Source organism: Bacillus sp. FSL K6-3176 (assembly GCF_038003325.1).
Lineage (GTDB): Bacteria > Bacillota > Bacilli > Bacillales > Bacillaceae > Bacillus > Bacillus altitudinis.
On record NZ_JBBOOX010000001.1, the window covers coordinates 1,616,963 to 1,629,486 of the forward strand.

Here is a 12,524-nt window from a genome sequence, read left to right on the forward strand (position 1 = left end):
CACGTTGGATGTAAACCAATACTTAGATATCTTTTTAGATGAAAGCAGAGAACACTTACAAACTTGTAATGAAAAACTTCTTGAATTAGAAAAGAACCCAACAGACTTGCAGCTAGTGAATGATATATTCAGAGCCGCTCATACACTGAAAGGCATGAGTGCAACGATGGGCTATGATGATATGGCTCAATTAACACATCATTTAGAAAACATGTTTGATGCCATCAGAAACGAACAAATGATTGTCACTCCTGAATCAATGGATACGATGTTTGAAGCACTCGATCACCTTGAAGCAATGGTTCAATCGATTGCAGAGGGCGGGGATGGAAAACGTGATGTCACGGAGATTAGTAAAAAACTAGATGTGACAGGAAGCCATGCAGAAACAGCATCTGCCGTTGAGACAGCTGAAGCATCATCAGCTGCAAGCGACCTAGATTATAACGAATTTGAACGAACAGTTCTTGATGAAGCAAGAGAACAAGGCTTTAAATGTTATGAGCTGACCGTGACATTAAGTGACGCATGCTTATTAAAAGCCGTTCGTGTCTATATGATTTTTGAAAGACTGAACGAAGCAGGAGAAGTTGTCAAAACGGTTCCGAATGCAGAACTTTTAGAATCAGAAGATTTTGAATCTGAATTCAGCATTTCTTACTTATCGAAACAGCCGATGGAAGAAGTGAAAAAAATCGTGACAGCGATCTCAGAGGTTGAACAAGTGGAGATTTCTGAAGTCTCTGCCTTTGAAGAAGCGGCTCCGGCTGAAACAAAAGCAGCGAAACCTGAGCAGAAAAATGAAGAAGCCACAGTTCCTGCCACTAAAGCGCCAGCAAACGATGCGCCAAAAGCAAATGGCAATAACGGTGCAGCTGCCGGCGGAACGAAAACGATCCGTGTCAACATCGATCGTCTAGATTCACTTATGAACCTGTTTGAAGAGCTTGTCATAGATAGAGGACGTTTAGAACAGATTGCCAAAGAACTTGAAAACAACGAACTCACGGATACAGTGGAAAGAATGTCCCGTATTTCTGGCGACCTGCAATCGATCATCTTGAACATGAGAATGGTGCCTGTAGAAACGGTGTTTAACAGATTCCCTCGTATGATTCGTCAATTGACGAAAGAGCTCAATAAGAAAATTGAACTGATCATTGAAGGTGCTGAGACAGAGCTTGATCGAACAGTGATCGATGAAATTGGCGATCCGCTCTTACACTTACTTAGAAACAGTCTCGATCACGGGATTGAATCACCAGAAGAACGTGTGAAAAAAGGCAAACCAGAAAAAGGAACTGTTCTTTTAAAAGCATATCATAGCGGAAACCATGTCTTCATTGAAGTAGAAGATGATGGCGGCGGGATTAACCGTAAAAAGGTCCTTGAAAAAGCATTAGAGCGCGGAGTTATTACGGAAAGAGAAGCGGAAACACTTGAAGATCACCAAATTGATTCATTGATCTTTGCAGCAGGGTTCTCTACAGCGGATACGATTTCTGATATCTCGGGCCGAGGTGTAGGTCTTGACGTTGTGAAAAACAAGCTGGAATCATTAGGTGGTTCTGTGAGTATTAACTCAACAGAAGGTCAAGGCTCACTTTTCTCAATTCAGCTTCCACTCACATTATCGATCATTTCCGTACTTCTTGTGAAACTAGAGGAAGAAACATTTGCTATTCCGATTTCTTCTATTATAGAAACGGCTGTCATTAAGAAGAGTGACATCCTTCAAACGCATGATCGTGAAGTCATTGATTTCCGCGGATTTATCGTACCGGTTGTGTACTTGAAGAAACAGTTCAACGTACCAAATGCGAATGATTTAGAAGAAGAACTGCACATTATTGTTGTCCGTAAAGGAGACAAGCTAACAGCATTTGTGGTCGATTCGTTTATCGGTCAGCAAGAGGTCGTATTAAAATCACTTGGAGATTACCTACCAAACGTATTTGCGATATCAGGCGCAACAATCTTAGGTGACGGTCAGGTTGCACTCATCGTTGACTGTAATGCACTGATCAAGTAAAAAACAATAGAGGAGCGGTCTGAAATGAGTACAGATATCAAAACTGGCGAAAAGATGATTGTGTTTATCGTAAACAAAAAAGAATACGCCATTTCAGTATCAGAAGTAAAGTCCATTGAAAAATGGCAGCAGCCGACAAGAGTTCCTGGCGTTGCCCCTTATATATGCGGTGTCATTAATCTACGCGGTGTCGTGACACCTGTCATTGACCTTAGAGTGAGACTTGGATCAACTGACAACGAGATTACAGACGAAACAAGAATGATTATTGTACAAGTTGGTGACATTGAAGTCGGCTGGATTGTTGATGAAGCAAATGATGTCATTACTGTCCATCAGGAAGAGGTAGAATCTTCTACTGATTCAGCTGAAAAAGAAGGACTGTCATGGGTGACAGGAATTATTAAGCATGATCAGCGTCTATTCAATATCATTCATGCTGGTGCGGTCCTCGACAAGAGCGTGCAAGATGCACCTGTTCATTAAGGGGGATGTGAAATGAGCATTTTCAATGAAATTAAAGATGAACAGCTAGATATATTAAGTGAGGTTGGGAATATCGGAGCAGGCCATGCAGCGTCTGCTCTTGCCAGCCTATTGAATCGCAAAATTGATATGGCTGTTCCTTTTGTCAAAGTTCTCTCGTTTGAAGATTTAATGGATTTCTTTGGTGGAGCAGACCTTCCAGTTGCCAGTATCTTTTTGCGAATGGAGGGTGATCTTACCGGTTCAATCTTTTTCATTATGCCGTTTGAACAAGCTGAACAATTTGTAAGGGAGCTTGTTCAGGACCCAGCATTTGATATTGATACGATTCATGAACACATGCTAGGAACATCAGCGCTTCATGAGCTAGGAAATATTTTAGCAGGTTCTTATTTATCAGCACTTGCCGATTTAACAAAACTGCAGCTTCACCCAAGTGTTCCAGATGTCACGCTCGATATGTTCGGGGCTGTCATTAGTGAAGGGTTAATGCAGTTTAGTCCTCTCGGCGATCAGGCAATTGTGATTGATACATCGATTTTTGATGATCAAAATAAGCAAGAGCTGAAAGGAAATATGTTTCTATTACCAGACTTTGAATCGTTTGAAAAACTGTTCAAAGCATTAGGTAACCTATAATGAACGTGCAGATTCCGGCAGTTGTAAAGGTTGGTATAGCGGATGTTCAGCTTGTGAAAACACCGGACCGTATTCGGACATCCGGTCTTGGTTCTTGCGTAGGACTTGTCCTTTTTGACCAAGAAAAAAAACTGGCAGGACTTGTCCATGTCATGCTTCCAGACTCCTCTCTTTCAAAAGGAGCGGTAGAGAACTTGGCTAAGTATGCAGATACAGGTGTCAAGCATACAATTGATCTGCTCTTAAAAGAAGGAGCACGCAAACATGCGCTAAAAGCGAAGCTTGCTGGCGGCGCAGAAATGTTTAAATTTAAGTCAACCAATGATCTGATGAGAATTGGACCTAGAAATGTATCAGCTGTGAAAGAACATCTGTCTCTTCATCATATCCCGATCATTAGTGAGGACACGGGCGGGAACAATGGACGCACGATTGAATTCGATCCGCTTACAACAGAACTTGAGATCCGCACTGTGAAACAAGGCATTATGAAGATATAACTAAGGAAGTATAGGGGGAGAAAGATGCAATCCTTAAATTACGAAGATCAGGCGCTATGGGCTAGATGGAAAGAGTGGAAGGACCCAGCTGCTGGAGATGATCTTATGCGCCGCTATATGCCGCTCGTCACATATCATGTTGGAAGAATTTCCATCGGTCTCCCGAAGTCAGTGCACAAAGAAGACTTGATCAGTCTAGGGATGCTCGGTTTATATGATGCCCTTGAAAAATTTGACCCCGGAAGAGATCTGAAGTTTGATACATATGCATCCTTCAGAATTCGTGGGGCCATCATCGACGGTCTTCGTAAAGAGGACTGGCTGCCTCGTACATCAAGAGAAAAAACAAAAAAAGTAGAAGCGGCAATTGAAAAGCTTGAACAGCGATATTTGCGAAATGTGACACCAACAGAGGTTGCTGAAGAACTCGGCATGAGTGAACAAGATGTGGTCACAACGATGAATGAAGGGTTCTTTGCGAATTTGCTCTCGATTGATGAGAAGCTGCATGATCAAGAAGACGGAGAAAACGTTCAAGTCATGATTCGTGACGAAAAGACTGTGACACCTGAAGAAAAAATGCTGAAAGATGAATTAATTGAACAGCTTGCCGAAAAAATGACAGAGCTTTCGGAAAAAGAAAAGCTTGTGATTAGTCTTTTCTATAAAGAGGAATTGACGTTAACGGAAATCGGTCAAGTGCTTAATTTATCGACCTCTCGCATTTCGCAAATTCATTCAAAGGCATTGTTCAAGCTTAAGCATCTGCTTGATAAAGCCATTCAATCTTAAAGAGTTAGTGAGTGAAAAAATATGCTATGGCTGATTAGCTTTATGCTTCATGCTGCACTTATTTATTTTGTGATCATTTTATACACGAGAATGAATTCGCTGAAGGCAACAGAACAAAAGCAGCGAGAGCTTTTAGAAGAAACGGAAAATACCCTGGCTGCATTTTTGATGGAAGTCAAAGAAGAGAATGAAAAACTATCAAAAGCTGCAGCCACTTCCCCTGATTTTTCTGCTGAAGAGCTGAAATCGGATCTTCAGACACCAAAGCAACCACAACCACCAATTGAATCCCAGCAATCGGTAGAAAGTGAAGATCCAGTTCCAGAGCACCTGTCGGCTCTCCTTAGCGAAGTTGAGGTGCAGGAAGAGAAGGTAAACGAACCCGTTTCAAGTCTTGAAACAGAAGCTTCTGTGCCTTCTGAAAGTGAAATAGAAGAAACATTTGAGGATCAAGTAAAGGCCTTATATGATCAAGGGCTATCATTAGAAGAAATAGCGAAAGAATTAAAAACGGGCAAGACAGAAATCGAGCTTTTATTAAAATTTAGCGGAAAGCTGTAAAGGATTCTTGATTGTCAGTCCATCATGTGTTATATTATTTCTTGGTGTTAAATACACACGCTTAATGATTCGTATGAAGGTGCTGCCGTGGCGCAGTTTTATGTGAACATGACTTAAGCGGAGGAAAAAAAACCATTATATTAGGAGGCAACAACATGTCAGTTATTTCTATGAAACAATTGCTAGAAGCTGGTGTTCACTTCGGTCACCAAACACGCCGTTGGAACCCAAAAATGAAGCGTTACATCTTTACAGAGCGTAACGGTATCTACATCATCGATCTTCAAAAAACGGTGAAAAAAGTAGAGGAAGCTTACAACTTCACGAAAAACCTTGCTGCTGACGGAGGAAAAATTCTTTTCGTTGGTACGAAAAAGCAAGCACAAGATTCAGTGAAAGAAGAAGCAATCCGTTCTGGTATGTTCTATGTAAACCAACGCTGGCTTGGTGGAACGTTAACAAACTTTGAAACAATCCAAAAACGTATCAAACGTTTAAAAGATATTGAAAAAATGCAAGAAAACGGTACGTTCGAAGTTCTTCCTAAGAAAGAAGTCGTTCAACTGAAAAAAGAATTAGAACGTCTTGAAAAATTCCTAGGCGGAATCAAAGACATGAAGGGTCTTCCAGATGCACTTTTCATTATCGACCCTCGTAAAGAGCGTATTGCAGTTGCAGAAGCTCGTAAATTGAATATCCCAATTATCGGTATCGTTGACACAAACTGTGATCCAGACGAAATTGATGTTGTGATCCCTGCAAACGATGATGCAATCCGTGCTGTAAAACTTCTAACTGCTAAAATGGCAGATGCGATTCTTGAGTCTAAACAAGGCGAAGAAGAAGCTGTTGTAGAAGAAACGACAGAAACTGAAACAACAACTGCGTAACCTATTCAAAAGGTGATAAGAGGGAACTGCCTTTTATCACCTTTTTTTCACCTAGTAATCCGTGTTTTAACATAGAAGGAGGAAATGTAAAATGGCAATTACTGCTCAATTAGTAAAAGAACTGCGTCAAAAAACTGGTGCAGGTATGATGGACTGTAAAAAAGCGTTAACAGAAACTGATGGTGACATCGATAAAGCAATCGATCTTCTAAGAGAAAAAGGGATCGCAAAAGCTGCGAAAAAAGCAGACCGTATTGCGGCAGAAGGATTAACTCTTATTAAAACTGACGGCAACACTGGCGTTATCCTAGAAGTGAACTCTGAGACTGATTTCGTTGCGAAAAACGAAGGATTCCAAAATCTTCTTAACGAACTTGCTGATCATTTACTTGCTGCGAAACCTGCAACAATTGAAGAAGCACATGCTTCTAAAATGGAAAATGGTTCAACAGTTGAAGAACATATTACTTCTGCAATTGCGAAAATCGGAGAAAAAATTACGCTGCGCCGTTTCTCAGTCATCACAAAAGAAGATAACGCTGCATTCGGTTCTTACTTACACATGGGCGGACGCATCGGTGTATTAGCGGTTCTTAACGGAACAACTGATGAAGAGCTTGCGAGAGACATCGCAATGCACGTTGCTGCTGTAAACCCTAAATACATTTCTCGTGACCAAGTGTCTGAAGAAGAAGCAAACCGTGAGCGTGAAGTATTAACACAACAAGCGCTTCAAGAAGGAAAGCCTGAAAATATCGTTGCTAAAATGGTAGAAGGCCGTCTAAACAAATTCTTCGAAGAAATTTGCTTACTTGACCAAGCATTCGTTAAAAACCCAGATGAAAAAGTGAAACAAGTTGTAGGTGCGAAAAACGCAACTGTTCAAACTTATGTTCGCTATGAAGTGGGCGAAGGTATCGAAAAGCGTCAAGACAACTTTGCTGAAGAAGTTATGAGCCAAGTGAAAAAATAATGTTTGAAAAGCTCTCTGGGGCTTTTTTAGGGAGCACAAGCACTGTGTTCCCTATTTTTTAGAGGATATTGATTTACAAAAGACGGTTTCTTACGCATAATAAGAGACGGTATAGTTTACACTTGGAGGTTATCATGAGCAAACCGAAATATAATCGCATTGTACTGAAGCTAAGTGGAGAAGCACTAGCTGGTGATGCTGGAAATGGAATTAACCCAACTGTCATTCAATCAATTGCAAAGCAAGTAAAAGAAATTGCAGAGCTTGATGTTGAAGTTGCAGTCGTTGTAGGCGGAGGAAACCTTTGGCGTGGTAAGACAGGCAGTGACTTAGGAATGGACCGGGCAACAGCAGACTATATGGGGATGCTTGCAACAGTGATGAATTCATTGGCATTACAAGACAGCCTAGAAACGCTTGGCATTCAGTCTAGAGTACAAACCTCTATTGAAATGAGACAGGTTGCAGAGCCATACATAAGAAGAAAAGCGATCCGTCACCTTGAGAAGAAACGTGTCGTGATTTTTGCTGCAGGTACTGGTAACCCTTATTTCTCTACTGATACAACAGCAGCACTTCGTGCAGCTGAAATTGAAGCAGATGTCATTTTAATGGCGAAAAACAATGTAGACGGTGTCTACAGTGCTGATCCTCGTACAGATGCGGATGCAGTAAAATATGATAAGCTTTCATATCTTGATGTACTAAAAGAAGGGCTTGCTGTAATGGATTCTACTGCGTCCTCATTATGTATGGACAATGACATTCCATTAATTGTCTTCTCTATTATGGAAGAAGGTAATATTAAACGTGCCGTCAATGGCGAATCAATCGGAACGATCGTGAGGGGGAAATAACGTGTCAAAAGAAGTGTTGAACCAAACAAAAGAAAAAATGGAAAAAGCCGTTCAAGCATACGGACGTGAACTAGCAACTGTCCGTGCGGGCAGAGCTAATGCTTCCCTTTTAGACAAAGTAACAGTGGATTACTATGGGGCGCAAACACCACTAAACCAAATTGCGTCAATTACAGTGCCAGAAGCACGTATGCTGATTATCACACCTTACGATAAAACAGCGATTGGTGATATCGAAAAGGCGATCCAAAAGTCTGATCTTGGTATCACACCAACTAGTGACGGAAACGTGATCCGTATTGCGATCCCAGCACTAACAGAAGAAAGACGTAAAGAACTTGTAAAAGTTGTGAGAAAATACTCAGAAGAAGCAAAAGTAGCTGTTCGTAACGTTCGTCGTGATGCAAACGATGAATTGAAAAAGCTAGAGAAAAATGGGGAGATCACTGAAGATGAATTAAGATCATCTACAGAGGATGTTCAAAAATTGACAGATGAATATGTCGCTAAAATTGATGAAGTGACAAAAGATAAAGAAAAAGAAATCATGGAAGTTTAAGAAAAAACTATGTACAATAGATAATAGTGAAAAGACCCTCTTCATGTTTACAGGGGGTTTTTTTGTTAATACTGTTGAGGACTATATTATTAGCGGGAACGCAACCTTTTTGGGTGATGGAGGAATCTCATGCTCAATATACTCAAAAATTGGAAGAATCAGCAAACAGCAGCTTCCAACTTAGAAAGCCTGACAAAAGAAGACATATTAAATGGAGAAATTCCTGAACATATCGCCATTATCATGGATGGGAATGGAAGATGGGCGAAGAAACGTGCGCTTCCACGGGTAGCAGGACATCATGAAGGAATGAAAGTTGTCAAGCGCATGACCAAGCTTGCAAATGAGCTGAATGTCAAAGTGCTGACTTTGTATGCTTTCTCTACAGAAAATTGGAAACGTCCAAAATTAGAAGTAGACTTTTTAATGAAGCTTCCTGAAGAGTTTCTAAACATCTATCTGCCTGAACTCATCGAGGAAAATGTCCGTGTACGTTTAACAGGTGATCCAGACGGCCTCCCGCAGCATACGAAAAAAGCGGTAGAGAACGCAGTGAAGAGTACGGCGAATAATGACGGACTCATTTTAAATTTTGCGCTCAATTATGGAGGACGGACAGAAATTATTTCTGCATGCAGACAAATTTCTGAAAAAGTCAAAGAAGGCAAGCTTCGAGCAGAAGACATAACAGAAGAGATGTTTTCAGCTTATTTAATGACAGAATCTCTTCAAGATCCGGATTTGCTTATTCGTACGAGTGGAGAAATTAGATTAAGCAACTTTATGCTTTGGCAAATTGCATACAGCGAGTTTGTCTTTACGGATGTGCTTTGGCCTGACTTTTCTGATGAGCATCTCATAGGCGCTATCGGAGAGTACCAGCGCCGCGGCCGGAGGTTCGGTGGAATTTAGAGGGTGGTGCAGATGAAACAAAGAATTTTGACGGGTGTTCTGGCAGCTGCAGTGTTTTTACTTGCAGTGATTTATGGACAAATGCCATTTACCCTGCTGATTTATTTAATGGGAAGTGTCGCTCTCTTTGAGCTTCTTAGAATGAAAAAGATTTCGATTTTCAGCTTTCCTGGCATTGTCAGCTTAATATTGCTTTGGCTTTTAATGGGCGGAGAAAATAGCTTCTTCCCGAACGTAGACGCATCAAAAATGCAGATTGCTTTATTTGCAGTCTTAATCCTTTTAACTTATACAGTTCTGAGCAAAAACTCTTTCACATTCGATGAGGTTGCTTTTGTTATATTAGCCACATTATATATTGGCGTTAGTTTCTATTATTTTATTCAAATTAGAGGCTTGTATGGCATGAGTGCGATCTTCTTCGCAGCGGTGATTATTTGGTCCACTGACTCAGGTGCCTATTTTATTGGGAAATCTATGGGGAAACGAAAGCTTTGGCCAGAGATCAGCCCAAACAAAACAGTAGAAGGATTTATCGGCGGAATCGTCACAGCGGTCGTGCTGTCACTTGTGTTCCAGGCGGTTACAGGATTTTTGCCATCATATCTGCTTGTTATGTTTATTACTCTTTTGCTCAGTATTTTTGGACAGCTTGGCGACCTTGTGGAATCTGCTTTAAAGCGTCATTACCATGTGAAGGATTCAGGGACAATACTCCCAGGTCATGGCGGAATTTTGGACAGGTTTGACAGCTTTTTATTCGTTCTGCCGTTTTTATATTTATTGCTGGCCACGTTTGCTAGCTAACCTCATAGAAACTAATTGAACGAGAGAAGGAGTGGCAATTTGAAATATATTTCGCTATTAGGCGCAACAGGATCAATTGGAGAACAAACATTAGATGTGATCAGGCAGCATCCAGACAAATTCAAGTTGAAAGCGATGACGTTTGGCAGAAATATAGACAAGGCCATCCCTATCATTGAACAATTTCAGCCTGAATTTGTTGGATGTGTAGACGAAGAGACCTATCGCACGTTAAAAGGTCATTCATTTCAATACGATGTCAAAATGGCTGCGGGTGATGAAGCGAACATCGAAGCAGCGACCTATGATGCAGTGGATGTTGTGGTCAATGCACTGGTAGGAAGTGTCGGACTTGTGCCGACATTAAAAGCCATTGAACAAAAAAAGACGATCGCACTTGCAAATAAGGAAACACTTGTGACAGCTGGTCATATAGTAAAAGAGTACGCCAAAAAGTATGACGTGCCTTTACTTCCTGTCGATAGTGAACACTCCGCTATTTTTCAATCCCTGCAAGGTGAACAAGCTAAAAACATTGAACGCTTAATCGTCACAGCTTCAGGCGGCAGTTTCCGAGATAAAAAACGCACGGAGCTTGAAGGTGTCACGGTTGAAGAAGCGCTGAATCATCCAAACTGGTCCATGGGCGCAAAAATCACGATTGATTCAGCGACCATGATGAATAAGGGGCTTGAGGTGATTGAGGCGCATTGGCTGTTTGATATCCCATACGATCAAATTGATGTGCTGTTACATAAAGAGAGCATCATCCATTCCATGGTGGAATTCCACGACAAAAGTGTCATGGCTCAGTTAGGTACACCTGACATGAGGGTTCCGATTCAATACGCGCTCACTTACCCTGATAGAGCGCCATTAAAAGAAGCGAAATCATTAAACCTTTGGGAGATTGGACAATTAAATTTCCAAAAAGCGGATTTTGACAGGTATCGCTGCTTACATTTTGCTTATGAATCAGGTAAAATAGGAGGGACAATGCCTACTGTGCTTAATGCAGCCAATGAAATTGCTGTTGATGCATTTCTAAAAGGCAAAGTAACGTTCCTGCAAATTGAAGAATTGATTGAAAAGGCACTGAACAGACATCATGTGATTTCAACGCCTAGTTTGCAAGATATCCATGAAGTGGACAAAGATACACGAGACTTTGTTCAATCAATCCTCGCATAAGGTGGTATGTTCGTGAATACAGTGATTGCGTTTATTATTATTTTTGGAACGCTCGTTTTTTTCCACGAGCTTGGCCATTTAATTATGGCGCAGCGCGCAGGCATTTTATGCCGCGAGTTCGCAATTGGTTTTGGACCGAAGATTTTCTCCTTTAAACGAAAAGAAACCGTCTATACCATCAGACTTCTGCCAATCGGCGGATTTGTTAAAATGGCTGGAGAAGATCCTGAAGTCATTGAAATTAAACCGGGTCATACAGTGGGGCTCTTATTCAATGAGCAAAATGAAGTAGAAAAAATCATTTTAAATGATAAAGAGAAATATCCTGATGCACTTGTCATTGAAGTTGAACAAATTGATTTAGATCATGCGATGAGAATTTCAGGATATGAGGCTGGAAATGAAGACATCCTTACTGGCTACAATGTAAGCCAAACAAGCTTCTATATTGCAGATGGTGAAGAAATTCAAATTGCACCATACAACCGTCAGTTTGGTTCAAAAACAGTATGGCAGCGCATTAAAGCCATTGCAGCTGGACCGATTATGAACTTTATCTTGGCATATGTGATTCTTGTGGCTTTAGGATTTATTCAAGGTGTAACCGTGGATGATCCTGTACTTGGTAAGCTGACAAAAGACGGCCGGGCAGCGCAAGCTGGGCTTATGCAGGGAGATCATATCGTTTCAATTAACGGGGATAAAATGAATTCTTGGACAGACGTTGTTCAAACGGTTCAAAAAAACCCAGATAAAAAAATGAATGTCGTCATTGACCGAGATGGCAAAGAAAGCACCATTCAGGTTGTACCGGAAGCTGTGAAGGCAGAAGGAAAAACCATTGGCCGTTTTGGCTCTTATCCGCCAACGGAAAATGGCTTTCTCAAAGTCATTTCATCCTCAGGCACTACAGTGATATCTACAGCAGGTCTCATCTTAACGAACTTGCAAAAGATTGTCACAGGACAATTTTCGTTAGATATGCTTGCAGGTCCTGTTGGAATATATGACATGACAGGAGAAGTAGCGAAACAAGGTGTGTTAACATTAATGCAGTTTGCTGCGTTTCTTAGTATCAACTTAGGGATCGTGAATTTATTACCGATTCCTGCATTAGACGGAGGAAGATTACTTTTCCTATTCGTTGAAGCCATTCGCGGCAAACCAATTAATCGTGAGAAAGAGGCACTTGTTGTCTTCATTGGTGTTGCGTTCCTCATGCTATTAATGCTAGTAGTGACATGGAATGACATCCAGCGATTATTTTTATAAAAACCATTGTCTCTTGTTTCTCATTCTGGGAAACAAGAGTTTTTGTGAGAAGT

The 12,524-nt window shown here is 41.0% G+C and carries 14 protein-coding genes; all 14 read left to right on the forward strand.

What is annotated here, in order from left to right; genetic code table 11:
* Positions 1-4: 4 nt before the first annotated feature.
* The 14 genes from MHB38_RS08395 to rseP all read left to right on the forward strand — a co-directional run bounded on the left by MHB38_RS08395 (position 5) and on the right by rseP (position 12,471).
* Complete coding sequence (locus MHB38_RS08395) at positions 5-2,032, forward strand: chemotaxis protein CheA (RefSeq protein WP_052320408.1); 2,028 nt, start codon at positions 5-7, stop codon at positions 2,030-2,032.
* 24 nt (positions 2,033-2,056) lie between these two features.
* Complete coding sequence (locus MHB38_RS08400; RefSeq protein ID WP_008344771.1) at positions 2,057-2,518, forward strand: chemotaxis protein CheW; 462 nt, start codon at positions 2,057-2,059, stop codon at positions 2,516-2,518.
* A 12-nt stretch (positions 2,519-2,530) separates the two neighbouring features.
* Positions 2,531-3,157 carry a chemotaxis protein CheC gene (locus tag MHB38_RS08405; RefSeq protein ID WP_017367253.1) on the forward strand — a complete coding sequence of 209 codons (627 nt, stop codon included), beginning with the start codon at positions 2,531-2,533 and terminating at the stop codon, positions 3,155-3,157.
* On the forward strand, positions 3,157-3,657 hold the full coding sequence (locus MHB38_RS08410) for a chemotaxis protein CheD (RefSeq protein WP_007499566.1): 501 nt from the start codon (positions 3,157-3,159) through the stop codon (positions 3,655-3,657). Before MHB38_RS08405 ends, MHB38_RS08410 begins: the two co-directional genes overlap by 1 nt.
* A 24-nt stretch (positions 3,658-3,681) precedes the next feature.
* The gene (locus tag MHB38_RS08415; RefSeq protein ID WP_007499565.1) at positions 3,682-4,449 is read left to right on the forward strand and encodes a FliA/WhiG family RNA polymerase sigma factor; all 768 of its coding nucleotides are present in this window, start codon (positions 3,682-3,684) and stop codon (positions 4,447-4,449) included.
* A 21-nt stretch (positions 4,450-4,470) separates the two neighbouring features.
* Complete coding sequence (locus MHB38_RS08420; RefSeq protein ID WP_017367254.1) at positions 4,471-5,010, forward strand: hypothetical protein; 540 nt, start codon at positions 4,471-4,473, stop codon at positions 5,008-5,010.
* 155 nt (positions 5,011-5,165) lie between these two features.
* Complete coding sequence (gene rpsB / locus MHB38_RS08425; RefSeq protein WP_007499561.1) at positions 5,166-5,900, forward strand: 30S ribosomal protein S2; 735 nt, start codon at positions 5,166-5,168, stop codon at positions 5,898-5,900.
* A gap of 91 nt (positions 5,901-5,991) precedes the next feature.
* Positions 5,992-6,873, forward strand: coding sequence for a translation elongation factor Ts (gene tsf / locus MHB38_RS08430; protein WP_007499558.1), 882 nt, complete (start codon positions 5,992-5,994; stop codon positions 6,871-6,873).
* A 134-nt stretch (positions 6,874-7,007) separates the two neighbouring features.
* Entirely contained in the window at positions 7,008-7,730 is a 723-nt protein-coding gene (gene pyrH, locus MHB38_RS08435; RefSeq protein WP_008344767.1) for a UMP kinase, read from the forward strand.
* 1 nt (position 7,731) lies between these two features.
* Complete coding sequence (gene frr, locus MHB38_RS08440; protein WP_008344764.1) at positions 7,732-8,289, forward strand: ribosome recycling factor; 558 nt, start codon at positions 7,732-7,734, stop codon at positions 8,287-8,289.
* Positions 8,290-8,418: 129 nt separating this feature from the next.
* A complete protein-coding gene (locus MHB38_RS08445) occupies positions 8,419-9,201 on the forward strand; it encodes an isoprenyl transferase (protein ID WP_007499552.1) in 783 nt (260 codons plus the stop codon).
* Positions 9,202-9,213: 12 nt separating this feature from the next.
* On the forward strand, positions 9,214-10,008 hold the full coding sequence (locus tag MHB38_RS08450) for a phosphatidate cytidylyltransferase (RefSeq protein WP_007499550.1): 795 nt from the start codon (positions 9,214-9,216) through the stop codon (positions 10,006-10,008).
* Positions 10,009-10,047: 39 nt separating this feature from the next.
* Positions 10,048-11,199, forward strand: a complete 1,152-nt coding sequence (dxr, locus tag MHB38_RS08455) for a 1-deoxy-D-xylulose-5-phosphate reductoisomerase (RefSeq protein WP_019744167.1) — start codon at positions 10,048-10,050, stop codon at positions 11,197-11,199.
* A 6-nt stretch (positions 11,200-11,205) separates the two neighbouring features.
* Positions 11,206-12,471: an RIP metalloprotease RseP gene (gene rseP / locus MHB38_RS08460; RefSeq protein WP_007499546.1), complete on the forward strand. Its 1,266-nt coding sequence runs from the start codon at positions 11,206-11,208 to the stop codon at positions 12,469-12,471.
* Positions 12,472-12,524: the final 53 nt, after the last annotated feature.